The organism is Corynebacterium sp. Marseille-Q2823 (assembly GCF_903645345.1).
GTDB lineage: Bacteria > Actinomycetota > Actinomycetes > Mycobacteriales > Mycobacteriaceae > Corynebacterium > Corynebacterium hiratae.
The window spans coordinates 97,430-122,056 of the sequence record NZ_CAHJXS010000006.1 but is presented as its reverse complement, the minus strand read 5'-3'; the positions used below and the strand labels follow the sequence as shown (position 1 = coordinate 122,056).

Below are 24,627 nucleotides of genomic sequence, written 5' to 3'. Positions count from 1 at the left end.
TTTGCTGAAACAAAACCCTTGTCCCACACCACGCCAACTTGTATTGATAAACAAAATTTTTCTAGCACTTTCACTGCCCACTACAATCGGCGGCCATGATTGAAGTCGCAGCCGTCGTCATCCGCAACCCGCAAGGTCACGTGCTCACCGTGCGCAAAAAGTCCTCCACCAAGTACCAGCTGCCCGGCGGCAAGCCTGAGGCGGGCGAAGCGCTTGTCGACGCCGCCCTGCGCGAAGTCGCCGAAGAAGTAGGCCTCACCCTCGACGCCGAGAGCCTCAACGAACTCGGCACTTTCGACGCCCCCGCCGCCAACGAACCAGGCGAGGTCGTCGTCGGCACCATCTTCACCTGCACCCGCACCGTCACCGCCGACGAACCCCATGCGGCCGCCGAAATCGGCGACACCGCCTGGGTCAACCCAGCGGCCCCCGACCGCGAGCTTGCGCACCTGTTGCGTGACCGCGTCTTCCCCGCGCTGACCTAGTTGCAATCACCAACACTCTGACGCCATTGACCCTGAAACTGTCAAGCGCTACTCTTTGAACATGTTCACTGAACACGTTCACTCATCACGCTCGGCCGCCAAAGCTGGCACCGACAGCAAGGTCCTAGCCACCGCCTATGACCTCTTCCTCACTCAGGGCTACGCCACCACCAGCATCCGGACTATCGCATCCGAAGCTGGCGTCAGCGTGGGGACCGTCATGGGAGTCGGCGACAAACAAACGCTGCTTATCCACACCATTGGCCAACGCATTTCAGAACTCCACGATGACATCCGGGGACAATCCGATAGCCTCCTCGACGTCCTCAAACCATTCCTGCAGATGTTCACCGGCCACGATGAACTCTCCCGCGCGTTCGGCGCGGCGCTCATCCAACAAGGTAACCAAGGCGAAGCGCTCACCGCGCTCAAAGCGCTCCTGACCGATGAAATCGCCCTGCGCCTTGGCTCCAGACTCAACAGCGACGATGCGGCCGAGTACTCCAACCTGCTGTACAACGTCTACCTCGGCTTACTCATTGGCTGGGCCGCCGGAATCTACGACACCGAGCACCTCACATCCCAAGCCGCCTCATCGATCGAACGCCTCAACACCGCATTCGGAGTAACCCAATGATCCTAGAATCCTCCCCCGCTTGGCCCTCCCTACTACTAGCAGCCATTCTGCTTGGCGATGCCGCCCTCTCCCTCAAACCAGTCCCCTTCATCGAAGCCTGCCTCAGCGGCGTCAAACTCCCCAAGGACTGGTGGTGGGCGCTCATTGTCATCAAGTGCCTCGCCGCCGCAGGACTCATTGCCGGCCTCTGGTTCCCCGGCGTAGGAATCGCAGCCATGGTTGGCGTCATCGCCTATTTCTGCGCGGCCGCAGCAGCCCATGCCCACGCCCACTTCCTCGGTAGCGCATTCTGGATTAACTGCTTAGGCATGCTCGCGCTCTCAATCGGCGTGCTCACCCTGACGCTCGCACTGAATTAAGACACCAGTCAACCTTTCACGGCTTCCTGAAGGCAGATACATCATTTCACCTCTTGATTGATGACTTGATGCTTTCTACCCTAAAGGTATGCGTACCACGATAAACCTCCCCCCGAAACTCCTTGAAGAAACGAAGGTCCAAGCCAAAGCCAACAATGTCACTTTGAGCTCATACGTCGAAAAGGCGGTCCGCGCTGCCCTCAAGAAGGAATCCCACATCAGTACCGAAGACACCCCCGTTAACCTGCCCTCCTTCGATTGCGGCGGACCGGCTCTAGTTGATCTCAGCGACAAAGAAGCTGTGTGGGCGGTGCTCGATGATCATTCCTGATGTCAACATTCTCGTTTATGCCTTCCACTCCGCTGCACCGCAACATAAACCCGCTCAACAATGGTTAAGTAGTGCTCTAAATCGACATGAAACAATTGGACTCCTGGATGTTGTGGCAACGGGCTTTCTTCGAGTCATGACGAACCACAAGCTTTTTCACAAACCACTTACCGCCCAGCAAGCGCTGACTGCACTCAATACCATTTTAGAAGCCCCAAACGGCACCCTTTTAAGCTCCAGCCCAGGAACCTGGACAACCTTCACTGAATTGGCGCGCTTGCACAAACTTAAAGCCAGCGACATCCCCGATGCCTGGATAGCTGCGGCCGTAATAGAAGAAGAAGCAACCCTACTGAGCCAAGATCAGGGCTTTGCCCGCTACCGAGATCTGCGCTGGCACCCGCTTCCAGAATGACAACAACAAAACGCAGAACCCGAGCCACCGGTGAAACGATGACTCGGGTTCTGTAGTTTGCGGAGACGAGAGGATTTGAACCTCCGGACCTACGCAAGTAAGTCAACTCCTTAGCAGGGAGCCCCATTCGGCCGCTCTGGCACGTCTCCAGCGATTCGTAATGAATCGTCCATCACTCTACCTGAGCGCTTCCCCTATGGACAAAATGGGGCTTCCCTATTCTTTCCCTGAAGCGCCGCGTGCAGCTTGAGGGCAACGTAAAGAGCCGCGCAACGCCAGCCATCATCGAGCACGCCGGGCCCGAGAATCTCACGCACACGGTCTAGGCGGTAGTGCAGTGTAGCGCGGTGGATGTAGAGCGCATTAGCGGTAGCAGAGACATTGCGGGAATGCTCAAAATAGGTCAGCAGGGTGTGCCAGTAGGAGTTGCGGGGGTCGTCGAGAAGCACCGCGGCATCCGGGCTCATCGCCACCACCGTCGCGGGGGTCAGTTCCCATCCACGCAGCAGGCGCCACGCGCCCGCCTCTTCCCAGCGCAGCGAGTCCTGGCCGCAGAGTTTGGCCACGTCCGCCATGAGTCGCGCCTGCGGGGCCGTCGGCGCCGAGCCGCGGGCTACCACCTCGGCGCCGGCGACGAGCGACGCACTCTGTAGCTCCTCCATAAGGGCCTCGGTGTCCTTGTCATCGCGGCGGCACTCGACAAGCACGAGGGAATCATGAGAATCCGCAACCAGGAAGGGCCGGCGCACCAGCGGGCGGGCAAGCTCCACGGCCACCGCGCGCTGATCGCCTTCCACCAGCACGCGATGCACGGTCAGCTCGCCATCAGAGGGCAAAAGATCGCGCTCACGCGCCCCGGCCAGCGCGGCCAGATCACCGGTAAGCACCTCGCGGGCCAGCTCACCGAGCTGTTGGGCGCGGGCGGCGAGGGGCGCATCGCGTTCGTCGATAAGCCTGGCTAGCGGAGCCGTTAAAGAACCGAGGCGGACCAAGGGGGCATCACCCAGCGCGGGCTCATCAATAATCCACAGGTAGCCCACGAGCCGATCCTCGTGGCGCAGGGGGATGACCACGCGAGGCAGCATGTCATAGCGCTGATTGGCGGGCAGGCGAACCGGCAGGACCGCCTCTTGAATACCGAAGCTCAGCATCCACGGGATGGGCTCCGGGGGCGGGGTGCGATTAAGAATAGAGGCCGCCCTGTTCTTATCGATGGCACCAATCTGCGCACTGGCGGCAATCACCGCGATGGCGGGGGTAGTCACCTCGACGGAGCGCTGCAGGATCTGGGCGCATTCGTCGACGATATCCTGAATGCTCGTCAGCTGCGGGGGTGTCACTTTTGACATATGTCAAAGATACTTCCGAATATTGTCTAGTGACAAACAAAACTGTGCTGCGCAATAATCTCCTACAGTTAAATGACCCACGTCACACATATACGTTCATGAAGGGCGTCTACATGACCACAACCAACAATTCCGTCAGGGCACAGGATGTTGTCGCCAGCGACAACACGAGTGCAGACGACGGTCTGCAGCGCGGCATGAAGTCGCGCCACTTGCAGATGATCGCTTTTGGCTCGTGCATCGGCACGGGCCTCTTCTTGGGCTCCGGCGCCTCCATCCAGGAGGCCGGTCCGGGCGTTATCGCCGCCTATGCCATCGGCGGTTTCATCATCTTCCTCATCATGCGCATGCTTGGTGAGATGGCCGTAGAACACCCCGTCGCCGGCTCTTTTAGCGCCTACGCCCGCTCATACATCGGGCCCATCGCCGGTTTCGTCACCGGCTGGAATTGGTGGTTTACCACCATCGTCGTCGGCATGCTGGAGCTCACCGCTGCCGGAACCATCATGGACTTCTGGTTCCCCGGAATCCCACACTGGCTCACCGCCCTCGTCGCGCTCGTCATCGTCACCGCCATCAACCTGGTGCACGTCGGCGCCTTCGCCGAGGCGGAATTCTGGCTTTCCCTTATCAAGGTTGTCGCGCTCATCCTCATGATCGTCGTCGGCGCGGCCATCGTCTTCGGCCTCACCCCGGAGCCCGCCCTCGGCTTGAGCAACATCACCGAGCACGGCGGCTTCTTCCCCAACGGTGCCTCCGGCGTGCTCTTCTCCCTCGTCGCGGTGATTTTCTCCTTCGGCGGCATCATCTCCATCGGCACCGCCGCGGGCGAGGCACAGGATCCCGCTAAAAGCCTGCCCAAGGCCATCAACAACGTGATCTGGCGCATCCTCATCTTCTACGTCGGCGGCATCGGCATCATCGTGCTGCTCGCTCCGTGGAACGAACTTGATACCTCCACCTCGCCCTTCGTGCGCGCGCTGAGCACCCTGGGCATTACGGCCGCCGCCACGGGCCTCAACCTCATCGTGCTGGTCGCCGCCGTCTCCGTGTTCAACACCATGACCTTCTCCGGCGCGCGCATGTTGAGGGATCTCTCCCGCGGCGGCCAAGCTCCACCCTTCTTCAACTCCGTCAGTGCTAAGGGCGTGCCGGTTCGCGCCTTGCTCTTCAACTCCCTGCTCATGGGTTCTGCCGTGCTGCTTAATTTCCTCTTCGAGGGCAAGATCCTGATTGTTCTGCTCGCCATCATCGTCGGCGCGGAGCTCATCTCCTGGTCCGCCATCGCCGTAGCACACCTGAACTTCCGCAAGCGCTGCCCGGATGCTGCTTTCCGCGCGCCCCTCTACCCCATCGCTAACTACCTGTGCTTGGGCTTCTTCGCCCTCATCATCGCTTTGATGTTCATGCTGCCGGACTACCGCACCGGCGCCATTGTCCTACCCTGTTGGATTGTGACCTTGGCCCTCATCTGGCTGGGCAAGAAGCGCCACGACGCACGAAACACATAGAAAGGACCCTCTCATGCAGACCACCATTGGTGATTTCATCCTGGACCGCCTCAAGGCCATCGGTATTACTGAAATCATCGGCGTGCCCGGTGACTTCAACCTGAGCTTCCTCGAGCAGATCGAGGCCTCCGAAGGCATCCGCTTCGTCGGCGCCTGCAACGAGCTCAATGCCGCCTATGCCGCTGACGGCTATGCCCGCCAACGCGGCGTAGGCTGCCTGCTCACCACCTACGGAGTGGGCGAGCTCTCCGCGCTCAACGGCATCGCCGGTGCCCGCGCCGAGCACGTCCCGCTGGTCTCCCTCGCCGGCGCACCACCCCAGTACGCCACGGAGTTCCGCTGGAACCTGCACCACTCGCTTGCCGACGGCGACTTTGCCAACATGCTCGATTCCTTCGCGCCCTTCACCGAAGTGGCCACACGCGTGTCCCCCATGAACGTGGTCGAGGAATTCGACCGCGCTCTGCACACCTGCCTACGCGAGAAGCGCCCGGTGCACATCCAGATTCCTTCCGATATCACGCACCTGACCATCGAGGTCCCCGACGAGCCTTTCTCCACCGAGCTGGCAACCTCCGATCCGGAGCGCCTAAACGCCGCCGCGGACTACCTCTTGGAGCACCTAAAGAAGGCCAAGGACCCGATCATCCTCATCGATCAGGACACCAACCGCCACGGTTTCACGGAAAAGTTCCGCGCCATCATCGACAAGGCCCAGCTACCCTACTCCCAGCTCTCTTCCGGCAAGGCCATTCTGTCTGAGCGCCACCCGCTGTTCATCGGCACCTATAACGGTGCGGCCTCCGCACCGGGCGTGCAGGAGCGCATCGAAAAATCCGATTTCCTGGTCACCACGAACCCGCGCTTCATCGAGGTCAACTCCGGCTCCTTCACTCATAACCTGGCCGATGCCCGCGTCTATAACTTCGGCGACCAGCACGTCAACGCCAACGGTGAGTTCTTCGTGGGCATCAATACGCTGGAGCTTCTCGACGTCCTCCTCGACCGCATCCAGGAAGCGGAGGCGTCGGCAAGCGCGGCTTTCGAGCCCGAGCCCTTCGAGCCGAAACCGGATGCCCCGCTGACCCAGAAGCGCATCTGGCCGCAGATGCTCGGCTTCATCCAGGAAGATGACGTGGTCATCGCTGAAGCCGGCACCTCCAACATTGGCTTGGGCCAGCAGCGCATGCCCGAGGGCGTGCAGTACATTAACTCCACCATTTGGGGCTCCATCGGCTTTACCCTGCCCTGCGTGCTGGGCTCGCAGCTGGCCAACCCGGAACGCCGCCATGTTCTCTTCATCGGCGATGGCTCCTTCCAGCTCACCGCCCAGGAGCTCTCCACCATCTTGCGCCAGGATCTCAAGCCCATCATCGTGCTGGTGAACAACGATGGATACACCATCGAGCGCTACATCCTGGGTATGGAGCGCGAGTACAACGAGATTCAGATGTGGGACTACACGGCCCTGCCTAAGGCCTTCATGAAGGACACCACGATGGAGTCCTACGTGGCCTCAACCGAAGGCGAGCTAGCCAAGGCCTTGGAAGACATCGCCGCCCATCCAGAGCGCGGCGCCTTCCTCGAAGTGCGCCTCGATGCTTTCGACGCGCCGAAGGGCCTTCAGGCCTTCGGGCCGCAGACCGCTGATTTCGACTTCGGCCCTCGTGGCCCCCGCAACGCCTAAGGTGGAGAACATGATTCGACCAGACCTTTCCTCCCTGCCCGCCTACGTTCCCGGAAAGAACGCCGAGCACGCCTTGAAGCTCTCCTCCAATGAGGCAACTCAGGAGCCGCTGCCCGGCGCGCTCAAGGCCATGGAAACTGCAGCCGCGCACGTCAACCGCTACCCGGATATGGGCGCGGTGGAAATCCGCAAGGCACTCGCCGAAAACCTTGGTGTCACCCCGGAGCAGGTCACCTGCGGCGCGGGTTCCTCCGCGATGTGCCAACAGCTGGTGCAGATCACCTCGGTGCCCGGTGATGAGATTGTCTTCCCCTGGCGCTCCTTCGAGGCTTATCCCATCTTCGCGCAGGTCGTTGGCGCTACCCCGGTCAAGGTTCCGCTCACCGCGGATCACCGCGTGGACTTGGAGGCCATGGCGGCTGCCATCACGGATAAGACCCGCCTGATCTTCGTGTGCAACCCGAACAACCCCACCGGCTCCGTCATCACCAAGGAGGAATTCGACGCTTTCCTGGCCAAGGTCCCGAAGGACGTCATCGTGGCGCTCGATGAGGCCTACATCGAGTACAACCGCAACGACGCCGTCCCGCTGGCCACCGACTATGTCCACACCCACGACAATGTCATTGGCCTGCGCACCTTCTCCAAGGCCTATGGGCTGGCCGGCGTCCGCTTGGGCTATGCCTTCGGCAACGCCGAGATCATCGAGGCGCTGAGCAAGGTCGCCATCCCCTTCTCCGTTAATTCCATCGCACAGGCGGGTGCGCTAGCCTCGCTGGCCGCCCAGAAAGAGCTGCGTGAGCGCACCGACGAGACCGTGGAGCAGCGCGACCGCCTGGTGGAGCACTTCGCGGATTTTGGCGTACCGGAATCCCAGGCCAATCACATCTGGTTCGCCGCCGACTCCATTGCGAAGCTGGGCTCCCCGCAGGACGTCGCGGCACAGCTCGCGGAGAATGACGTCCTCGTCCGCGCCTTCCCCGAAGGCGTGCGTGTCACCGTCACCACGGCGGAAGAGACCGAGGCTCTCCTCACCGCTTGGGAGGCGGCCTTTAACGCGTAGGCATAAGGTGGAGAGTATGAAAACTCTCATCAATTTTGGACTCAACGTCATCTCCGTCGCGGTGGCCTTCTGGGCCGTGGTCGCACTCATTCCCGGAATTTCCATCGAGCCTGCGACCGCCCAGAATTTCCTGCTCATCGCGGCGGTCTTCATCATCGTTAACGAGGTAGTAACCCCGGTGCTCCGCTTCCTCGGCGCCCCGCTGACCTGCCTAACCCTGGGCCTCTTCGCGCTCGTCATTAACGGCGCGGTCCTGCTCCTCGTCAGCGCGCTGATGGATTCGCTCGTCATCGACGGCTGGTGGGCCGCCATCATCGGTGCGATTGTGCTCGCGATTGTCTCCAGCGTGGTGAACTTCTTCACCAGCCCCCTGCGCCGCCAGGACTAACCGCCAGCGAAGGGCGGGAGGACGTCGACGCGGGAGGCGTCGCTAAGCACAGCGTCCTCGGTAGCGCTCGCACCATCCACCAGGAAGGTGCAGCGCTCCAGCACCTCCGCAAAGCTCATGCCGGCCTCGGTGCTGCCGGTGTGCCGAGCGCGCAACACGTCCAGCAGCTCCCCCAACGTTTCCGCCTGCGCTGTGTCCTGCGCGCGCCCCGCGGCGGCACGAGCTGCGGCAAAGTAATGTATGTCGACCATAGTTGCCACTATGCCAGCCTCCGTGACAGGAAGGAACCCGATGCGCACCTATGAGGAACACCTCGCCGCCGTTCGCGCGGCTCTTCCGCAGCCCCGCGCGGTCTCCACACCCCTGACCAGCGCCTTCGGCCGCCGCGCCGCCGCCACGTACCGCGCCGAACACAACCTTCCGCCTTTTGATAACTCACAGATGGATGGCTATGCGCTTTCCACCTGTGATGGCGGTACCTTCACCGTGGGCCGCACGATAGCGGCTGGGGATCCCCCGGGTGACCTCACCGAAGACACCGCCCTGCCCATCATGACCGGCGCAAAAATCCCTGAAGGCACCGTCACCATCGTCCCCGTCGAGCACTGCGAGCCTCCGCACTTCCCGGAAGAAGGCGCCACGGTCACTGTGCCGGCAGCCCCTGAGCAGTTCATCCGCCGCGCGGGCTCCGATGTCAAGGCCGGCACAACCCTCATCAATGAGCACGCGCTTCTCGACGCCCCCTCCATCGCCACCCTCGCCTCCCAAGGCTTGGCCGAGGTCCGCACGTACGCGCCCGCCCGCATCCTCATCTGCACCGGTGGCGCGGAAATCGGCGGCGACGGCGAGGCCACCATCCCCGATTCCAATGCACCGATGCTCGCGGCCTTGGCTGCGCAGTTTGGCATCGACGTGGCTGGCTTCGTGCGCACGAACGACGATCCCGATACTCTTCGCTCCGACCTCGCTGAAGCAGTCATCACCCACCGCCCCGATATCATCGTTACTTCCGGCGGTATCTCCCACGGAAAATTCGAGGTCATCCGCCAAATCTTCGAAGAAGACGGCTGGTTCGGCCATGTGGCCCAGCAGCCCGGCGGCCCACAGGGCCTGTCCCGCCTTGGCGACGTCCCCGTGGTCTGCTTCCCCGGCAATCCCATCTCCACGCTGGTGAGCTTCCGCCTCTACTTGGCACCCGTCCTTGGCCATGCCCCGAAACCGGTCCGCGCACACCTGGTGGAACCCGCAGATGGACTCAACAACCGCGAGCAGTTCCGCCGCGGAACTATCAGCATGTCCGACGGCACCGCCCATGCCTCCTTCCTCGGCGGCACCAGCTCCCATCTAATGTCCCAGGCCATCGGCGCTAACGCCCTCATCCGTATCCCGGCTAACACGCAGCTTTCAGCCGGCGACCTTGTGGAGGTGTTCCCGCTCTCATGACCCGCCGCGCACTCGTTATCGTTGCCTCGACCCGCGCCGCCGCCGGCGAGTATGAGGACCGTTCCGGCCCCATCTTGGTGAACTTCCTGCGTGAACAAGGCTTCGATACCCCGCAACCCCTCGTCGTCGCGGACGCCGACATCGACGCCGCCCTAGCCACCGCCTTCGCCGATGCGCCCTCCGTCATCCTCACCTCCGGCGGCACGGGCATCACACCGGATGATCGCACCGTCGAAGCGCTCACCCCACACCTCGAGCGCGAGCTCCCCGGCCTAGCCCACGCCTTCTACGCGCACTCCGCCGCCATCCCCACCGCGGCGCTCTCCCGCACGATTGCCGGAGTCACCGGGTCCACTTTCGCCATGGCCCTGCCCGGCTCGACGGGCGCTGCCAAAGACGGCTGCACGGTCCTCGAACCAGTTCTTCACCACATCATCAACCAGCTGGAAGGCATTCATGAGCACTGATTTCGGCCTTATCGGCGCCCACATCAGCGCTGAGCCCATCTCAGCCCCGGACATCGCCACCGCTGAAACCGGCGCCGTCGTTGTATTCGACGGCATCGTGCGCAACCACGACTCCGGCCGGGGTGTGAAACTCCTTACCTACACCGCGCATCCTAGCGCCCAAGAAGAGATCGAGCGCGTGGCCGCTGAAGTCGCTGCCGCCTTCCCCGCCGTGCGCCTCTGGTGCGCACACCGTACTGGCCCACTAGAAATTGGCGAATCCGCCTTCATCGTCGCCGCTGCCTCCGCGCACCGCAAGGACGCCTTCGAGGCGGCCTCGACCTGCGCCGACCGCGTCAAGGCGGAAGTCCCCATCTGGAAAAAGCAGCTTCACACCGATGACACCACCACGTGGGTAGGCTTGGAATGAACGGTCGTATGCACTATCAGAATTCGGTATGGGCGAAAAATTGAGATAGATATTTTAGTAAAGTGGCGACCACATCGAAAGCTGGGTTCCCCCATTATTCCCTTTAGGTGTGGGAACCCAACTTTGGAATGCGCCGCTATGCGCAGCGGTACGTTTAATGGGAGTTCATGGTCGGGCCGTAGGGGAGCCAAGAAACAGTTTTTATCAACGCAAACGCTGAGATCTCTAGTATTACCGCAGATTCCATGGTCTCCTATCCCTGCGCTCGGTAAACTTCTACGCTTCCATTATCGCCAGGAGAAGAAGCATTAAATGAGGTGCCAGGATTCTTGTTGATGGAGAAACTCTCAACATGAAATATGGTCATTATGCCTAGCGCTTATTCCGATCAATTCAAGCAGCAGTGTGTGAACGCCGTACTGGTGCTGTGAAGTGCCTCAGGTTTTGTCCCTAGGCTTGTGCCTTGATTTCCATCATTTCTTGACCGGGGTGGTGTTTTTCAAAATTCGGCTTCGACTTCAGCCGGCGTGCGGTAGCCCAGGCTCGAGCGTGTTCCGCCTGCCGCCGACTCCGTACGTTTCCCTGAGAACAAGGTTCCCCATCATCCGAAAACAATCCCTCAGGATAACCATTCTTCGTCCACAAATGTTCCCCCTTTTCACCAATAGGGTACTTTCGTATCCTCTTCTCAAATTTCATGAATTAAATAGTGTACAAAAGTAGAAAATGGGCATATCCCACCAGTCGGCAATGTGGGACTCAACCACCAACTAGATTCTCTCAGGAGCACAGGATGCATAAAGTAGCAAAAGGCCTAGCCGCAGCTTTTATTGCCGTATCTACGGCGACGGCCCAGCCACCAGCAATGGCAGTCCAAGCCTCATCATCAACACAAACCCCTGAAACGGAACCAGAGTCTACAAACAGTGCAGCAATTGACTCACTGACCCGCAACGCCCAAGCCGAGAAGGAAAATAGACAGATCCTAGGTGCTGAAGCAGCCTCGTTCGAATCTTCAATGAAGAAAGCATTTAATGAGGATGCAGTTCTGAAAAATGGTCAGTTCATTGATTATAAATCGATTTCCGTCAAACAAACGCCTGAGGGATATTACTATGCTTCCGCCCCGATTAAAGGACTAACGGATGGAAGCATAGCCGTAGCAGGTTTCTCTCCCACGGGAACTCTCGAGAACACTGTTCAAATCAATCTTGCCCAAGCAACGGAGACCACCGGAACCGTGAGCGTCTTCGTTAACGGAGATTTGCAAAAGGAAGAGTTTGTGGAGGTTGGCGCTCAGACAACCTATCCATCATCCCCCAGTGAGAGAATGGTGACCCCCTACGGAATGAATTGGGGAGCTCTCAACGATTGCTTGAGCAGCCAAGGAATCGCTTCATGGGCGGTTGCAGCTCTGAGCATTGCTTGCAGCGCGGGATGCCTTGTTACACTAGGCACGGCTTGCCTTCTATGCATATCTGCAGCTACAGGGGCAACAGTGGGAGTGATTGAGGGATGCGCTTTTAATTCATGGGAATAGATGATAGAAATGAGACAACTAACTACCTCTTTTCTATTTATTGCTGCTGCTGGGGCGATATTCACGACCTTCAAGGTTGAGTACTCTGGCATTGGCTGGATAGTCGCCTTGATAGCCCTATTGAGCGCAGGCATGACCGCATTAACAGGAAGGGCGCAAAACTCGGAAAAAGGTTCTCAAACAACCGGACGTGGACAATGAATGTTTACCCATAGTCCAACCTACCTAACGTCGTAGGGTTGTCCCCTCGTCTGTCAAGACAGCAGTTCTCGCAAATGCCGTCCTGACAGTAGACCCGGACATACCTGTTTCAGCCATAATTTCTTTAAGTGATGGAAGCTTTCCGGTTTCAACAAAGCTTTGACCGACAAGGACTTAAATTTTCGCTCGCTGAAGTGCCCCAAGTTTTGCTCCGTTTGTCAATGCTGTTTTGTCCTCTGATACTCCAGCTGATCTTTTCCAGCTTCTGTAAAACTCTTCTTGAGAAGTTTTACTAACTGCCTAGCGGCAGGGGAACCGTACATTGCTTACGGTATGACCCCCCCTACAACTCAGGAAGCAACCCCGCGGTACGCAGATCTCGCAGATGCCGTTTAACGGTAGATTCAGACACACTTGTTTCAGCCATGATTTCTTTACGTGATGAGATCACGCCAGTTTCCACAAAACTTTGACCGATAAGGGCTTGAATTTTTGCACGCGTTGTTTGCCCCTGTACGCGCTTCCTCCTGTGTGTTCGCTCGGACTGCGCATAGTCGCTATCACGGTCTTTCCAGCGTTGTGCGGCTTTCTGTCCGCCCTTGCGGCCCATCGTGGCTAAGGCTTTGCGCTCGCTGCTGGTTGCCTTTCCAGGCGCGCTCGGCCCCATGGAGGCCGCGTTCTTGGATTGCGTCACGTAGCCGCGGACTCGTCGTGCCATAGTCTGACGGTCGCGCATCGGGGGAAGCTCTGCAGGGCGGCCTGCGCCTCCGTGGGTCTGTGCGACGTTATAGGCGTGCTCGTAGGCGTCGATGATGGCTGCATCCGTGAGTCGTTGGCCGGCAGCACGCAGCCTGTGCCCGGTCTTGAGGGCATGCCGGAACGCGGTCTCTTCGCGGGCGGCGGTGCCCTCGGTAATCCAGAGCACGCGCACACCGTCGATGAGCTCCGGGTCGTACTGGTCGAGTCCGGCAGAGACTTCCGCGTCCACGTCCTGGGCCAGTGCCTTAAACGCTTGTGCGGTGGAAGGCGAACCAGGACGCCAGAGCGATAACCGAACCGCCCACAAGCGCTGCGACCAGGTAAATCAAGGCAGCCTTGAGGGAGAGCTGGTCATCATTGAAAATCTCGTAACGGTCTTCGTCGGTGAACTCGCCTGCGAGCCGGTTTGTGGAAAACTCTGTAGTTTCGTCAAAAGCTGGCGAAGCCTGTTGGGCTTCGCTGCATGATGAGGTGTCGGCCTGCTTGTCAACCATGCTTTTAAGTGTTGCACACGAACGTGAACGACCGGATACCTGCGACGTGGATATCGCTTTGAGGGACGAGTTCTTTAGAGTTTCACGGTAAGGTCTTTACGCGTCGCGAGAAGGAAAGCTCTCCAAAGGATTATTGAAGAACTGGCAAGCCCGATGACCAATCCCCACCACACCCCGTGAGGCCCTAGACCGATGGGAAAAGCAAGTATTAAAGCAGCTGGCAAACCTATAATCCAATAACCAGTGAGGGATGCCTTCAAACCAGTAGTGGTGTCGCTAATCCCGCGCAGGAGACCGATAGCTATGTTTTGTGCAGTATCGACAAATTCCATCACTGCGCCAATAGCCAACAACCCCAATGCGATGCTTAATGTCTCGGTGGCATTGGATTTCTCGGAGCTGCTTATAAATGGGGAAAGTACGAGGCGGGGAGCGCAAAGAAAGCTGACGGAAGCAACAGCAACGATGGCAGCCATCATCGTTTGAGTTCGAATGCCGACTTGGCGTGCAAGGGAGTTGTCATTCAGACCCCAAGCGCGACTCACAAGAATAGAGCTGCCGTGGGAGAACCCAACACCAATCTGGAAAACAATAAAGGTTATTTGATAGACGACGTTGTGCGCTGCGAGTGCTTCTGTGCCAAAGGATCCCATGACCATCGCCAGCACAGAAAACATGCCCGCTTCGGCTCCGTAGGTTGCTGAGACTGGAAGCCCCAGACGAAGCTGAGTGCGGACGAGGTGACGGAGCCTTCCGTGCATCGTGTCTCCGTCGGCACTCCAGAAATCGAGGGCAAGAAAAGTTGAGAGGTCGGGATCTCGGATGGTGATTCGCAGATAAATTAGGGCCGACAATAAATGAACCAGTGTGGTGGACAGTCCAATGCCTAGCAGACCCAATGCAGGAAACGGCCCGAATCCAAAACCGAGCGCGTAGTTCAACGCTGCATTCACTACGATCATCGCCACGGTTATGTGTAGTAGCGATTTTGGTTTGCCGAGGCCTACACAAAACTGACGGGAGACTTGGAACCACAAACAAGGAACAAGACCTGGCGCGAGCAACCACATCATGGAAGTGGCTGCGGAACTAATCTCAGCGGACTGGCCGAAAAACGGTAGGGCGTAGGCAATCGCCATCAGAACCAGTGCTCCCACTAGACCGCTGACAGTTGCTAATAGCCAGCCGGCGCGTGAGAGGTTGCGAATTTCGCGTTGCAGCGTAGCGGCAGATAGTTCGGAGTCCGCTCGCTCGCGAGATTTGCTTTCGTAGAGTGAATGAGCCGACGCAATTCTATTGCCCAGCGGTGTTAATAGGCCCACGGCCATTGTGCGTATCTGGTTAAACCACACAACTGCCAAACCTCCGCCAGCAAGAGCCCCGAGGCTAAGTTGGCCCATCATGAAAGTGTCGGTGGTTGAAATTGCGATATTCGCAAGCTGTGTGCCGGCAAGGGGAAGAGACAACGCCAAAATCTGGCGGTTTAGTTTCTGAGAGGTAGCTCCGGGCACTACTTTTCCTTCGACCATGAAACTCGTGTTGAATTTAGCGAAATTGGGCTTTCCCCAGCGCGCAATGACATAACTTGTTCCCAAATTTTGTCCTCGAGGGCGACATCGAGTAAACCACGTTCGGACATCCACTCATCGTTGAATACGGTATCTAGATACTTTTCCCCTCCATCGCACACCATGGTCAACGATGTAGAGCCAGCGGGAAAGCCCGGCAGGAGCTCGAGGGCTGCTATTACGGCTCCGCCAGCAGATCCTCCCAGTAGAAGCCCCATGTGCTTTCCGATTGTTCGGCATGCAGCGAAAGCTGCTTTGTCGGATACCTTTGCTCCGTAGTCGAGTAAGTCGTAGCGAACTGAAGTGCCGATAACTGCACCTTCGGGGGTGCCCGTTCCAGATTGCCAATAGTCGTGTCCAGGAGCACCGAATGCAATGGAACCTTCCGGTTCGACGCCTATAATAGTGGGACGGTGTCCCAATTGATGGAGACGTTCAGTAACTCCAAAGAGGCTTCCACCTGTGCCTACGGCACTAATGATATGAGTCGGACTTTCCCCAAGATCATTCAAAATTTCATCAGCTGCAGGGTAATAACCCATCGAGTTTGCGACATTGTCATGCTGCTTCATGAATACCCAGCCGTGTTGTTTGCCGAGCTCCTCAGCATGGTTTTCTCTAGCCGATGTGGCGAGCGAATCGTCATCTTGATTGGAAACGAAGCACATCTGTGCATTCATTGCACGCATGGAGTTCAATTTATCTTTACAAGAATGATTATCGACGACTGCTACGAAGTCGTATCCGCGCTCAAGTGCAAGAAGTGCTAAGCCCTGTCCAGTATTACCGGAAGTCGATTCAACGATAGTGCCATGCTCTTGAAGTCGGTTATCCTGCTCTGCCGCCTTAATCATCGACTGGGCCATCCGGATTTTCGCACTTCCAGTTGGGTTGAATTGCTCGAGCTTAAGCAAAACGCGACTTTTCTGGGGCGTACAGACAAGCTCGAACAGAGGAGTATTGCCAATGAGTTGAGACATCTGCGTATAAATTCTTTTTGGCATCTTTATTTGGCCTCTGTTCTAGCGATCTTCCGTGATGGTCATGGTGACAGGATTAAAGGCGTATTTCTGAGGAATCCGATATCCGTGGAAAGCAGACTCGTTCGAGTCCATTTGATACCCGGCTGTGTCGGGATAGACTAGGAAATCTCCAGGTCGAGGCCTGTCGGGGAGTTGAATCATTCTTTTGCTGAGATAATCGCTGTCTAAGCACGTTGATCCGGAAACTGCTGTTGCGGTAGCTACTCCCGAGTCGATAATGACTCCGTTGCGCACAAGGTATGGGTCCGGATAATACTCCGAGTTGAACCATTGCTCTGAGAGGCTGAGACTAGTTCCACGTACGACAGTTACTGTCCGTGCAGCATTGGGCAATGCGTGACACGAAAGAACAGGAAAGAAACTAGCACCCGCGAACTGGCATAAAGACCGTCCAGGCTCTGCCAAAATCTTTATGTTGTGACGATGAGCGCGCTGAGCCATGGAGTCCGAGCTGCGTCGAGTGGACTCCATATCTCGACGTGTCAGTGGGCGATGTTGATTAGCTATAAACCGTAGTGAGTATTGTCCGGATAAAGGTGATCCGAACGGATATTGGTCTTTAGGTTTATCCGAATCTATGAACATTTCGTTTTTTAGTCGAGATTGCAGGTTTCGCCAGACTCCATACTCGACTGAGCTTGTGGGAAATCCACCTCCAATGGAAATAGTGTCGGCCCGTGGAGACAGGGAGCGCACCTTGAGTAGGGTGTCGATTGCCAGATGCGACATGTTTATCCTCTCGTGGAGGTCATAACCGTTGCAGTGGAAACTTAGGCCGGTAATTTCGATGTTGGCACGGCCTTGGCTAAGACGAGCGGTTAGAGACAAGGCGGTATCGATGCTCATACCAAACCGTGTGGAGGGGGTTTGGTTCGCAATCCGGAGAAGAACTCGGAGCTGATTAGGCGTATCGATTTCGTCGACAAATTGGGAAATTATTCTTGAATCTACTTCATTGGAAATCGTTAGAGTTGCATCGTGGCAAACTGCCAAATGGATAAGTTCTCGACTCGGTGTAGCACCAGTAATGATTAATTTATTTCCTGGTACACCAGCGGCCAGAGATGATTGGAACTCTTCGACGCTGGCGACATCGATTCCACTGTCGAAACCACGAAGAGCACTCAGTGCTATCTCGCGACTGAAGTGCGCGGACTTATTTGCCTTTTTGCCAAACCGGATACCGAATTTAATGCCGACTTCCTTAGCGGTTGTATGCCAGGCTGAAAGTGTTTGAGCAAATTGGTTTGGGCAAAGGACATGAAAAGGGGTGTCGGAAAGCTCAGCAATGAAGTCAAGTTTCCCTGAGCCAATCAGAGCCGTTTGCCAGCTTGGAACATCAATCTTGCATGATATGGCACTTACCACAGGGATATCTCCGTCCCGAATCCCTGCTTAAGACCTTCCTTGGCGAGGATTTGGCCGACAGCGATATCGGTTAGAACTAGTCCGCTGTTATAGCAAAACGTAGTTTCGTCAATACGAGGCAGTTTGCGCCCTTTGCGGAGCAAATCGGATAGTTCGGCATGGACATTCGGCAACCGACCATCGGTGTCAGCGTAATCGCGACCGGTAACATTCATCTGTTCGATACTCGTCGTGATGACTCTGCTCGCTTGATGACAGATATCAGGGGCGATTCCGTAGCCCACAACAACGACGGTTGCGTGCCGGGGAATATCGGATGCTGTGACAGTACAACGAGTCTCAGGTCCAGCGGCCCCGATAATGAGATCACAGTTTGAACTCACAGTTGTAGGATCGTCTACAATCTTGATTCTTATTTTTCGGCCAAGCTTCACTGCTGCTGTTGATGCAATCTTGGCGCCTTTCTCTAGTCCCACGCTGTGGCTGCCGGCGAGATAAATCGTGTTTAATGTTTCAAAGGTTTCAAGGAGAAAAGGGGCTGCGTTTTGTCCTTGGGTTCCCGAACCGATGATGAGAGCGCTCTGAGGAATTGCACCAGCATACTGTGCCAATAGCGCTGAGACTGCCGGGGTTCTGAGAGTTCCTGCCGCAGCGCCGTCGAGAAGTGCAATAGGATATCCGCTGGAATCGTCGTACAGTGTGAGGGTCGTGTAATAGCTTCTATCCCTGGCGCTTTGTTGGTGAGTTTTGCTCCAATGGGTATAGGAAGTCTTGAATCCGACGGAATTTGAAGAACGACTTCTGCCGACCATCGAGTAACTCACGCTTTCAGGTACTTCAACTTTGATTTTCCCTGGGCACAGAGTTCCTGGCTGGTCGAGCTCGATGAGAGCGGATTTCACCGACTCGAGTACGGACTCGGGTGAAATTTTTATTTGAGCTAATTCTGATCTGCTGAGGACGGTCAGGTTAGTTCGCTGTTTCATAGGATTTCACCATCCATAAATCGGATGTGTTGGCCGTAGCCGGGTTCGTTGATTTCATTGATGGGGCGTGTGTTTTTGGTTCCCATAATGTTGATGCGTAGCATCCAGCGGTCGGTCCCGTCGTAGTTGGCTACGAAAGGTACTCGTCCGTGGGCGCATCGGTCATTGTTGATGATGACCATCTGACCTGGCTTTATAGGCACCGTATAGGTGACAGTGTGAAGAGCCTGTTGAAGCTTCTCAAATGCCTCCCACCACTGTAAGGTTCCAGAATTTTTGTCTGTGTAGGCGGGGTCAAACCTCATGCCTAAATTGCCATCAGTTTTCCAGATTGATGTCATGGCAGTAGGAGCTGCATATTCGTAATCACCGTAAGATGCATCTGGAATAATGATGGCTCCGTCCCCGGTTAGAATTTTTTTCGAATCTACATCGAGTAGATGCCATGCTTCATCGATGGGGGCCAGCGTAGTGCCGACATTTTTGGGGTTACGAAGACCAAATAAAGCGAAGTGCGTCGCGCGCCGCGGATGAAAAGCATCTTCCGTGTGCAGAGTCAATGTGGTGTTGCTGCTGGCGCCAACTTGCTGGTTCTCCTGGCCGCGGGTCGGCACCAAGTCTGTGGTGATACGGCCTTTCTGCTGTCCGAACCATCCGAATGGGCGACCGACAGCGCTAGCGATAATCGCAAGAACGAATCTCCAGGTTCGGACCTTGCCAACGCATTCCTGCCACGTGGCTGGGGTAGGTCCGTGAACTGCAGGGAAGGGAAGTCCATGGATGGAAGTGGCATGGGCAGTAGGGGAGAGCAGAATTAGTTCTTTCAGTTCCTCCAGCTCATCAGTCAAAAGATGATTGATGGCATTGTACGAGTCGGGAGAGCTAATCTTCTGTGTCGCAGCCAGTTCGTCGGCAGCTTTAACGATCCTGTGTGAGAGTTCTTGGCTCAGGTGCAAATTCTGCATGACAAAGAGATTAGGTGAGGGTAACCTATGCTGTAAAGGGTGACCTAGATAATTATTCTTAAAAGAATTTCGTTAGTAGGCTTGCCTAAGCTTTACTGCTGCTGTAGTTGTTAGTAATGTCTTTTCTCCTGTGGGCAGTCTTTCTTAGAGATTAAGGAACCATCATGACCAATTTTTCTCGACGCCAATTCCTCGCTGCAATGGCAGTTATTGGGACAGGCACTTTTCTGACGGCGTGTACGTCACGAGAGTCGACGGCAGGGGATGGGGCTGCCAGTGGGGATGAAGTCGAAAACGTTAATGTGCTGCGTGTTGGGGCTCTCGGGAAAGCGGCAAGCGCTCAACGAGACCCTTACCAGCTTTTGCCTAATGATTCAGATATGCTTATTAGCTCCCTGATCTGGGAGGCTCTGACGGTGCCGGGCGAGAAAGAAACTGTAGTGCCACGCCTGATGCAGGAATGGAAACAGAATAATCCGACTGAGTGGGAATTTATGATTGCCGACGGTGCTACCTTCCATGATGGTTCCTCGGTCACATCTGAAGATGTCGTGTGGTCGTTGAAGAAGATGCTTTCGGATGAGGAAAACTCATTCCGGCTTCCAGTGATGCCTGATAGCATTCGTGCTGCTGGAGCCAACGTCGTTGTGATGGAAACTGCGGAACCGAATTCACAGCTTCCGATGCTTGCGCGATTGATGACCTTCGTGATGAAGAAGGGTTCTTCTGCTGAAAAGCCCATTGGATCGGGGCCGTTCCAGCTGGTCAGTTGGGAAAATGGTTCTGCTAAGCTCAAGCGTTTCGATAACTATCACGGAACAGTAGCAGGAGTTGCTGAGGTCCATGTCATTCCATTTGAAGACTCCACCGCAATGACTAATGCGCTGTTGTCCGGGCAAATTGACTTAGCTCAAGCTGCGGGTCCTATTGCGGCCCGATCCGTCGAAGGAAATGAAGATATAAAGATTGTGCGCCGGATGAATGACTCGGTTATTCCACTAATCATGCGTACCTCAGATGGGCCTTTCTCAGATGTGAGAGTTCGTCAGGCGCTGCGCCTTGCAGTTGATCGGGAGCAAATCATCCAACGAGCTCTCTCCGGTTATGGAACCCCTGCAAACGACATTCTTGGAACGGCAGATTCGAACCTGGATTCTTCGTTAGTGCGTAAGCGTGACGTTGTGAAAGCGAAGAATCTCCTCCAAGAGGCAGATTTTGACCTTGAGAAAACGTATGACTTGTACGTTACCCCTGAGGCTCCGGGTCAAGTAGAGGCGATGAAGGTTATCGCTGATCAGGTGAAAGAAATCGGCATGACTCTCAATGTAGTGGAGCAGGATTCGGGTACTTTCTACGACGAGACATGGACCAAGGCAGACCTATATTGTGGCTATTGGGGAACTAACGATTCCGTGCTCTTCTTCGCCGGGAAGGTTCTCGACGGTGACGCGGCCTCTAATGAGACCGCATTTGATGATGCTGAATTCAACGAGATCTATGACCAGGTACTGGAAAGCACCGATACTGAGAGAATTAACCAGCTAAGCCGCCAGCTGCAGAAGATTGAGTTCGAGCGATCCGGGTATCTGGTCTGGGGTGCATCCGACGGCGTCGATCTTGCGAGAGCGAATTTGAGTGGTCTGCCTAAGGCTCCAGGCTATGGTCGTGTCCTCCTTGAAACTGTCAAGAAGGCTTAGTGTGTCAGCGGAAATCGCGCGTTGGCTTATTCCTCGGCTGATAATTCGTGGAGGCTTACTTTTCGCAGTTCTCGGACTTGTTTTTGTAGCGATTGATCGACTGCCCGGTAATGCTGCCTCCGCAATCTTGGGCGCAAACCGGACCCCGGAAGCTCTGGCAGCGCTAGAAAGAAACCTGAATCTTGATAAGCCGCTTATGGCCCGCTTCCTGAGCTGGCTGGGAAGTGCGTTTGCGGGCGACTTTGGTACTTCCGTAAACGGAGTACCGATTATTAATCTGCTGAGTTCAGCGCTGCCTGTGACGCTGGCAACAACTGGTATGGCATTTTTAGTCACTGCTGTTCTTTCGGTAGCAATCGCCATTTTTTGGGCTTCACGTGCTGAAAAACCCTGGATTTCGCACATTATTGACCGATCGACAGTGGCATTAATTGCGCTACCAGAGTTTGTCGTTGGTGTGTTTCTGGTAGCGGTATTCTCTCTCTGGCTTGGTTGGTTTCCCGCGGTCACTATCACCGCGGAAGGCTTGCCAACCCAGATAAGTATGTACGCATTACCGGTTATGGCGCTGGTAATTCCTCAGGCGGCCTGGAATTCGAGAATGCTTTTCGCAGCGTTCGAGGATGCTTCTCACAACACTGCGGTCCGCAATGCTGAGCTAAACGGAATCGTGGGAAATCAGCTGGCACTTCGACATATCCTGCCGCTATCCGCACCGACATTTGCTACTTCAATGGCTACAACAGCAGGTGTTTTGGTAGCAGGGACAGTCACAGTCGAAGCGTTATTTAACCATCCTGGAGTGGGGCTTTTGGTGTCTAATGCAGTCGCGCAACGGGATATCTCGGTGATTCTTGCCGTACTTGCTGTAACAGGGGCGATCATATTGGTGTTGCTGACTGTGGCAGATGCAATAAAAGTCGCATTCACCCCGAAGGTGCAACTATGATTCGAAGGTTTTTAGCGGGGGCCTTTATCGCCCTAGTGTTAGGCGGACCGGTCGCTGCTGGTTTGTTTGGCATTGAACTGTCGGCGCATGGCGTGCCCTTCGCTAACGGTAACGAGGAGGGCTTCCTAGGAACAGAACACCTGGGGAGAAGTGTGGGCGCTGCGGTGCTTGTTGGCGGCCAGTCCTTGGTCGTAACTGCAATAATCGTCGGTTCTTTAACCACGGTATTTGGCACCCTACTCGGTATCTTGGGGGCGCTAAGGCCAAAACTGGGTTTCTTTATTGAAGCAGTGGCGGATGCCACGATCTTGGTGCCGGCGGTAATTCTTTTGCTTTTAACCGCTGTGTTATATCCCAATGGAGGATTGCCTTTACTTATCAGCGTTTCTGTCGCAGTCGGTACTCCATACGCCGCCCGCGTAGTCGCTGCCGCAACCTATCCCGTTGCTAGCGCTGGCTATGTTCAGGCTGCACAGGGCAGTGGCGCAACGACCGTCTCGATAATTTTTCGGGACATCATTCCCAATATTTCGGCTGTACTTCGTTCGGTGTGGAGTCTTCGCATTATCGAGGCACTGTATGTTCTGGCAACAGCGAGTTTCCTTGGGGTCGGGAGAAGTTTAGGTGAATTCGCTTGGTCAGCGATGGTGCGTGACAACGCAAGCGGAATATCTCTTAACCCGTGGTCAGTGCTTGCACCGGCTGCTGCATTGGCTGCGACATCGATTGCTGTAGTGGCACTAATTAATGGGGACCAGAAGGAATTGAAGGATGTGTCTATCTCGTGATTGATGTAGATATTTCCGTGAGGCAAGGTCGGCACGTTATCCTACCCCGCACAGTGCTCACTGCCCGAGCGGGTGAAATTACGGTTTTAACTGGGGTGAGCGGCTCCGGGAAGACCTCACTTTTAAAGGCATTGATTGGTGCGGTACCGGAGAGATCGGAAGTAATTGGTGAGGTTTCTGTCGAGTCCAGTGAGTGGCGAGATGTAAACCCGCTGGAGCTTTCATCATGTGAATTAGCTCATTTTCGCCGTGAGCACATTGCTTTCGTAGGACAGGATCCGGGCGCCGAGTTGCCACCATTGATGTCAGTAGCCCGGATGCTCCGGGAGCTAGCTCCAGCGGCCGACGTTGCAGCGTTGCTGCAGCGTGTAGATCTTCCAGCCAGCATTGCTTCCCGACGTATTCACCAGCTTTCTGGTGGACAGCAGCGACGGGTGGCACTGGCTCGGGCACTATCGCGTTCGCCTGAAGCCATCGCTCTTGATGAGCCCTTCGCCGGCCTTGACTCCGATACTTCGACGGTAATCGCTCATCTGCTAAGAGGCCTCGCGGATAGTGGCGTTACGGTCATTTTCACCGCCCACCAGGTTCCTAAGCTTGCGATTTGCATTGACTCGGTCGTGGCTGTCGGGAATGGAACGGAAAAAAGCGATTCGATCACCCAGCGCGTGGAACGCCAGAGTGTAGAGACGACTTCTGGCCACAGCCCGCGTTCAGTAACGAAAGGCATCCAGGTCACAGAACTCTCCAAAGCCTCGATTGGTGAATCTATGCCGGGGCGGGCTGGGGCGGCGCGTCTCCGTCTTAAGAGTTTCAACCTGAGCTGCGTGAATAATGAACGCGTGACTCTTTTCAGGGCCTTTCTTTGTACAGCGTGGACTATGGTTGGGTCAGGACCGCGGAGAAGTCGACACTATTTTCGCTAAACCACGCAGAGTCGGGTGAGATTGAATGTGCTGGTGTAACTCGTGAAGCTAAGCGTACATGGCCACGGAAGAATCGTTTGATGATGCAGATAGTTCCGCAGGATCCTGCCTCTACGTTGAACCCGAAAATGACCGCGCTCGATGCCGTAGAGCGTGCAGCCCGGGTGTCGGTAAGGGGACGCCGTGACGCACGCCGAGCGGCAATAGATTTACTCGATAAAGTCGGTATCGATAAGCAGCTCGCACAGCGTAAGCCAAGTGGACTCTCTGGAGGGCAGAGGCAGCGTGTTGCAATCGCACGTGCTCTAGCCGTGCGCCCAAAGCTCCTGCTCTGCGATGAAATTACCTCGGCGCTTGATTATCAAGCAGCGACCAAAGTGATGAGCGTTCTGCAAGAACTCAACAGCGAGGGAATGGGCATAGTTCTAGTCAGTCACGATGATGAGCTGCTGCAATCGTATTGCTCCACGGTTATCCCAATTGGAACTGCAGCTGTGGGTTGAGACCAAAGCCCTGCTATTCGGGCCTTGGTCCCCTCCAGACCTTAAATAGGCAGCATCTTGAAGATCGGGCGCGGGATGTGCTTCAGCACCATCATCAGCCTCTTCACGACGGGTTTTCACCGCGTTGATCAGTTCCCGTACTGACTTAAATTGCTGGCGTGGTGCAGCCTCGTACTGATCTGTCCCGGCCAAGTCTCTCATCTGCCTTATCAAGTCGCCTAGAGAGCATCGACGTTCGAGTGGGTTAACTGGTGGAACGAGTCAAGGCTCCACCAGAGCCTGGGCTACCGCACGCC

The 24,627-nt window shown here is 56.1% G+C and carries 26 protein-coding genes, 1 tRNA gene and 2 pseudogenes; 18 read left to right on the top strand and 11 right to left on the bottom strand.

What is annotated here, in order from left to right; genetic code table 11:
* Window positions 1-95 precede the first annotated feature (95 nt).
* The 5 genes from HWX44_RS08715 to HWX44_RS08695 all read left to right on the top strand — a co-directional run bounded on the left by HWX44_RS08715 (window position 96) and on the right by HWX44_RS08695 (window position 2,227).
* Window positions 96-485: an NUDIX hydrolase gene (locus HWX44_RS08715; protein WP_144657633.1), complete on the top strand. Its 390-nt coding sequence runs from the start codon at window positions 96-98 to the stop codon at window positions 483-485.
* A 61-nt stretch (window positions 486-546) separates the two neighbouring features.
* Window positions 547-1,122 (top strand): TetR/AcrR family transcriptional regulator, encoded by a 576-nt coding sequence (locus HWX44_RS08710; RefSeq protein ID WP_144657635.1) that lies wholly within the window; start codon window positions 547-549, stop codon window positions 1,120-1,122.
* Window positions 1,119-1,481 carry a DoxX family protein gene (locus HWX44_RS08705; protein WP_070444309.1) on the top strand — a complete coding sequence of 121 codons (363 nt, stop codon included), beginning with the start codon at window positions 1,119-1,121 and terminating at the stop codon, window positions 1,479-1,481. The genes HWX44_RS08710 and HWX44_RS08705 overlap by 4 nt, the downstream gene beginning before the upstream one ends.
* A gap of 88 nt (window positions 1,482-1,569) precedes the next feature.
* On the top strand, window positions 1,570-1,812 hold the full coding sequence (locus HWX44_RS08700; protein ID WP_175974206.1) for a hypothetical protein: 243 nt from the start codon (window positions 1,570-1,572) through the stop codon (window positions 1,810-1,812).
* Window positions 1,799-2,227, top strand: coding sequence for a TA system VapC family ribonuclease toxin (locus HWX44_RS08695; protein ID WP_083276414.1), 429 nt, complete (start codon window positions 1,799-1,801; stop codon window positions 2,225-2,227). Before HWX44_RS08700 ends, HWX44_RS08695 begins: the two co-directional genes overlap by 14 nt.
* A gap of 60 nt (window positions 2,228-2,287) precedes the next feature.
* Here the strand turns inward: HWX44_RS08695 and HWX44_RS08690 are convergent.
* Window positions 2,288-2,376 (bottom strand) — tRNA-Ser (locus HWX44_RS08690).
* Between the two features lie 45 nt (window positions 2,377-2,421).
* Window positions 2,422-3,576, bottom strand: a complete 1,155-nt coding sequence (locus HWX44_RS08685) for a PucR family transcriptional regulator (RefSeq protein WP_175974204.1) — start codon at window positions 3,574-3,576, stop codon at window positions 2,422-2,424.
* A gap of 113 nt (window positions 3,577-3,689) precedes the next feature.
* On the opposite strand from HWX44_RS08685, the gene HWX44_RS08680 reads away from it, so the two are divergent.
* The 4 genes from HWX44_RS08680 to HWX44_RS08665 are packed head-to-tail and all read left to right on the top strand — an operon-like array spanning window position 3,690 to window position 8,225.
* On the top strand, window positions 3,690-5,087 hold the full coding sequence (locus HWX44_RS08680) for an amino acid permease (protein ID WP_175974202.1): 1,398 nt from the start codon (window positions 3,690-3,692) through the stop codon (window positions 5,085-5,087).
* A gap of 13 nt (window positions 5,088-5,100) precedes the next feature.
* A complete protein-coding gene (locus HWX44_RS08675; protein ID WP_175974200.1) occupies window positions 5,101-6,774 on the top strand; it encodes an alpha-keto acid decarboxylase family protein in 1,674 nt (557 codons plus the stop codon).
* A 10-nt stretch (window positions 6,775-6,784) separates the two neighbouring features.
* Window positions 6,785-7,837, top strand: coding sequence for a histidinol-phosphate transaminase (gene hisC, locus HWX44_RS08670; RefSeq protein ID WP_175974198.1), 1,053 nt, complete (start codon window positions 6,785-6,787; stop codon window positions 7,835-7,837).
* A 16-nt stretch (window positions 7,838-7,853) separates the two neighbouring features.
* Window positions 7,854-8,225, top strand: coding sequence for a phage holin family protein (locus HWX44_RS08665; RefSeq protein ID WP_144657641.1), 372 nt, complete (start codon window positions 7,854-7,856; stop codon window positions 8,223-8,225).
* Here HWX44_RS08665 and HWX44_RS08660 read toward each other — a convergent pair.
* Window positions 8,222-8,476 (bottom strand): MoaD/ThiS family protein, encoded by a 255-nt coding sequence (locus HWX44_RS08660; protein WP_144657643.1) that lies wholly within the window; start codon window positions 8,474-8,476, stop codon window positions 8,222-8,224. The two genes, HWX44_RS08665 and HWX44_RS08660, sit on opposite strands and share 4 nt — an antisense overlap.
* A 40-nt stretch (window positions 8,477-8,516) precedes the next feature.
* On the opposite strand from HWX44_RS08660, the gene HWX44_RS08655 reads away from it, so the two are divergent.
* The 3 genes from HWX44_RS08655 to HWX44_RS08645 are packed head-to-tail and all read left to right on the top strand — an operon-like array spanning window position 8,517 to window position 10,544.
* Window positions 8,517-9,668: a molybdopterin molybdotransferase MoeA gene (locus HWX44_RS08655; protein WP_175974195.1), complete on the top strand. Its 1,152-nt coding sequence runs from the start codon at window positions 8,517-8,519 to the stop codon at window positions 9,666-9,668.
* A complete protein-coding gene (locus tag HWX44_RS08650) occupies window positions 9,665-10,135 on the top strand; it encodes a MogA/MoaB family molybdenum cofactor biosynthesis protein (RefSeq protein WP_144657645.1) in 471 nt (156 codons plus the stop codon). Before HWX44_RS08655 ends, HWX44_RS08650 begins: the two co-directional genes overlap by 4 nt.
* Complete coding sequence (locus HWX44_RS08645) at window positions 10,125-10,544, top strand: molybdenum cofactor biosynthesis protein MoaE (protein WP_144657647.1); 420 nt, start codon at window positions 10,125-10,127, stop codon at window positions 10,542-10,544. The genes HWX44_RS08650 and HWX44_RS08645 overlap by 11 nt, the downstream gene beginning before the upstream one ends.
* A 450-nt stretch (window positions 10,545-10,994) precedes the next feature.
* Here the strand turns inward: HWX44_RS08645 and HWX44_RS08640 are convergent, their stop codons facing one another.
* Window positions 10,995-11,243: a hypothetical protein gene (locus HWX44_RS08640; RefSeq protein ID WP_175974193.1), complete on the bottom strand. Its 249-nt coding sequence runs from the start codon at window positions 11,241-11,243 to the stop codon at window positions 10,995-10,997.
* A gap of 94 nt (window positions 11,244-11,337) precedes the next feature.
* Between HWX44_RS08640 and HWX44_RS08635 the strand changes: the two genes are divergently transcribed.
* Entirely contained in the window at window positions 11,338-12,084 is a 747-nt protein-coding gene (locus tag HWX44_RS08635; protein ID WP_144656703.1) for a hypothetical protein, read from the top strand.
* A gap of 544 nt (window positions 12,085-12,628) precedes the next feature.
* Here HWX44_RS08635 and HWX44_RS08630 read toward each other — a convergent pair.
* From HWX44_RS08630 to HWX44_RS08600, 7 genes and pseudogenes are all read right to left on the bottom strand, one after another.
* A pseudogene (locus HWX44_RS08630) lies at window positions 12,629-13,303 on the bottom strand (ArsR family transcriptional regulator); the annotation flags it as partial.
* Complete coding sequence (locus HWX44_RS08625) at window positions 13,290-13,538, bottom strand: hypothetical protein (protein WP_254868149.1); 249 nt, start codon at window positions 13,536-13,538, stop codon at window positions 13,290-13,292. The pseudogene HWX44_RS08630 and the gene HWX44_RS08625, both read right to left, overlap by 14 nt.
* Window positions 13,539-13,612: 74 nt before the next feature.
* Window positions 13,613-15,049 (bottom strand): MATE family efflux transporter, encoded by a 1,437-nt coding sequence (locus HWX44_RS08620; RefSeq protein WP_035010194.1) that lies wholly within the window; start codon window positions 15,047-15,049, stop codon window positions 13,613-13,615.
* Complete coding sequence (locus HWX44_RS08615; RefSeq protein ID WP_035011700.1) at window positions 15,049-16,110, bottom strand: PLP-dependent cysteine synthase family protein; 1,062 nt, start codon at window positions 16,108-16,110, stop codon at window positions 15,049-15,051. The genes HWX44_RS08620 and HWX44_RS08615 overlap by 1 nt, the downstream gene beginning before the upstream one ends.
* Before the next feature lie 18 nt (window positions 16,111-16,128).
* Window positions 16,129-17,517, bottom strand: a complete 1,389-nt coding sequence (locus HWX44_RS08610; RefSeq protein ID WP_076772194.1) for an alanine racemase — start codon at window positions 17,515-17,517, stop codon at window positions 16,129-16,131.
* Window positions 17,511-18,503 carry an ornithine cyclodeaminase gene (locus tag HWX44_RS08605; RefSeq protein WP_046648446.1) on the bottom strand — a complete coding sequence of 331 codons (993 nt, stop codon included), beginning with the start codon at window positions 18,501-18,503 and terminating at the stop codon, window positions 17,511-17,513. The genes HWX44_RS08610 and HWX44_RS08605 overlap by 7 nt, the downstream gene beginning before the upstream one ends.
* Complete coding sequence (locus HWX44_RS08600) at window positions 18,500-19,468, bottom strand: TauD/TfdA family dioxygenase (RefSeq protein WP_070851609.1); 969 nt, start codon at window positions 19,466-19,468, stop codon at window positions 18,500-18,502. The genes HWX44_RS08605 and HWX44_RS08600 overlap by 4 nt, the downstream gene beginning before the upstream one ends.
* A gap of 164 nt (window positions 19,469-19,632) precedes the next feature.
* Here HWX44_RS08600 and HWX44_RS08595 point away from each other — a divergent pair, with 164 nt between their 5' ends.
* The 5 genes and pseudogenes from HWX44_RS08595 (at window position 19,633) to HWX44_RS08575 (ending at window position 24,331) form a co-directional block, all read left to right on the top strand.
* Entirely contained in the window at window positions 19,633-21,165 is a 1,533-nt protein-coding gene (locus tag HWX44_RS08595; RefSeq protein ID WP_175974191.1) for an ABC transporter substrate-binding protein, read from the top strand.
* Between the two features lies 1 nt (window position 21,166).
* Window positions 21,167-22,114 (top strand): ABC transporter permease, encoded by a 948-nt coding sequence (locus HWX44_RS08590; RefSeq protein ID WP_246821926.1) that lies wholly within the window; start codon window positions 21,167-21,169, stop codon window positions 22,112-22,114.
* Window positions 22,111-22,902 (top strand): ABC transporter permease subunit, encoded by a 792-nt coding sequence (locus tag HWX44_RS08585; protein WP_070851612.1) that lies wholly within the window; start codon window positions 22,111-22,113, stop codon window positions 22,900-22,902. The genes HWX44_RS08590 and HWX44_RS08585 overlap by 4 nt, the downstream gene beginning before the upstream one ends.
* Window positions 22,899-23,409: pseudogene (locus tag HWX44_RS13570) on the top strand (ATP-binding cassette domain-containing protein); the annotation flags it as partial. The gene HWX44_RS08585 and the pseudogene HWX44_RS13570, both read left to right, overlap by 4 nt.
* A 367-nt stretch (window positions 23,410-23,776) precedes the next feature.
* A complete protein-coding gene (locus tag HWX44_RS08575; protein ID WP_175974187.1) occupies window positions 23,777-24,331 on the top strand; it encodes an ATP-binding cassette domain-containing protein in 555 nt (184 codons plus the stop codon).
* Window positions 24,332-24,627: the final 296 nt, after the last annotated feature.

Coding starts and splice junctions, on each gene's coding strand:
- HWX44_RS08685 (WP_175974204.1), bottom strand. CDS start 3,576: ATGTCAAAAGTGACACCCCCGCAGCTGACGAGCATTCAGGATATCGTC.
- HWX44_RS08625 (WP_254868149.1), bottom strand. CDS start 13,538: ATGGTTGACAAGCAGGCCGACACCTCATCATGCAGCGAAGCCCAACAG.
- HWX44_RS08665 (WP_144657641.1), top strand. CDS start 7,854: ATGAAAACTCTCATCAATTTTGGACTCAACGTCATCTCCGTCGCGGTG.
- HWX44_RS08675 (WP_175974200.1), top strand. CDS start 5,101: ATGCAGACCACCATTGGTGATTTCATCCTGGACCGCCTCAAGGCCATC.
- HWX44_RS08645 (WP_144657647.1), top strand. CDS start 10,125: ATGAGCACTGATTTCGGCCTTATCGGCGCCCACATCAGCGCTGAGCCC.
- HWX44_RS08640 (WP_175974193.1), bottom strand. CDS start 11,243: ATGAAATTTGAGAAGAGGATACGAAAGTACCCTATTGGTGAAAAGGGG.
- HWX44_RS08680 (WP_175974202.1), top strand. CDS start 3,690: ATGACCACAACCAACAATTCCGTCAGGGCACAGGATGTTGTCGCCAGC.
- HWX44_RS08660 (WP_144657643.1), bottom strand. CDS start 8,476: ATGGTCGACATACATTACTTTGCCGCAGCTCGTGCCGCCGCGGGGCGC.
- HWX44_RS08635 (WP_144656703.1), top strand. CDS start 11,338: ATGCATAAAGTAGCAAAAGGCCTAGCCGCAGCTTTTATTGCCGTATCT.
- HWX44_RS08650 (WP_144657645.1), top strand. CDS start 9,665: ATGACCCGCCGCGCACTCGTTATCGTTGCCTCGACCCGCGCCGCCGCC.
- HWX44_RS08615 (WP_035011700.1), bottom strand. CDS start 16,110: ATGCCAAAAAGAATTTATACGCAGATGTCTCAACTCATTGGCAATACT.
- hisC (WP_175974198.1), top strand. CDS start 6,785: ATGATTCGACCAGACCTTTCCTCCCTGCCCGCCTACGTTCCCGGAAAG.
- HWX44_RS08600 (WP_070851609.1), bottom strand. CDS start 19,468: ATGCAGAATTTGCACCTGAGCCAAGAACTCTCACACAGGATCGTTAAA.
- HWX44_RS08655 (WP_175974195.1), top strand. CDS start 8,517: ATGCGCACCTATGAGGAACACCTCGCCGCCGTTCGCGCGGCTCTTCCG.
- HWX44_RS08585 (WP_070851612.1), top strand. CDS start 22,111: ATGATTCGAAGGTTTTTAGCGGGGGCCTTTATCGCCCTAGTGTTAGGC.
- HWX44_RS08700 (WP_175974206.1), top strand. CDS start 1,570: ATGCGTACCACGATAAACCTCCCCCCGAAACTCCTTGAAGAAACGAAG.
- HWX44_RS08595 (WP_175974191.1), top strand. CDS start 19,633: ATGACCAATTTTTCTCGACGCCAATTCCTCGCTGCAATGGCAGTTATT.
- HWX44_RS08705 (WP_070444309.1), top strand. CDS start 1,119: ATGATCCTAGAATCCTCCCCCGCTTGGCCCTCCCTACTACTAGCAGCC.
- HWX44_RS08695 (WP_083276414.1), top strand. CDS start 1,799: ATGATCATTCCTGATGTCAACATTCTCGTTTATGCCTTCCACTCCGCT.
- HWX44_RS08605 (WP_046648446.1), bottom strand. CDS start 18,503: ATGAAACAGCGAACTAACCTGACCGTCCTCAGCAGATCAGAATTAGCT.
- HWX44_RS08710 (WP_144657635.1), top strand. CDS start 547: ATGTTCACTGAACACGTTCACTCATCACGCTCGGCCGCCAAAGCTGGC.
- HWX44_RS08715 (WP_144657633.1), top strand. CDS start 96: ATGATTGAAGTCGCAGCCGTCGTCATCCGCAACCCGCAAGGTCACGTG.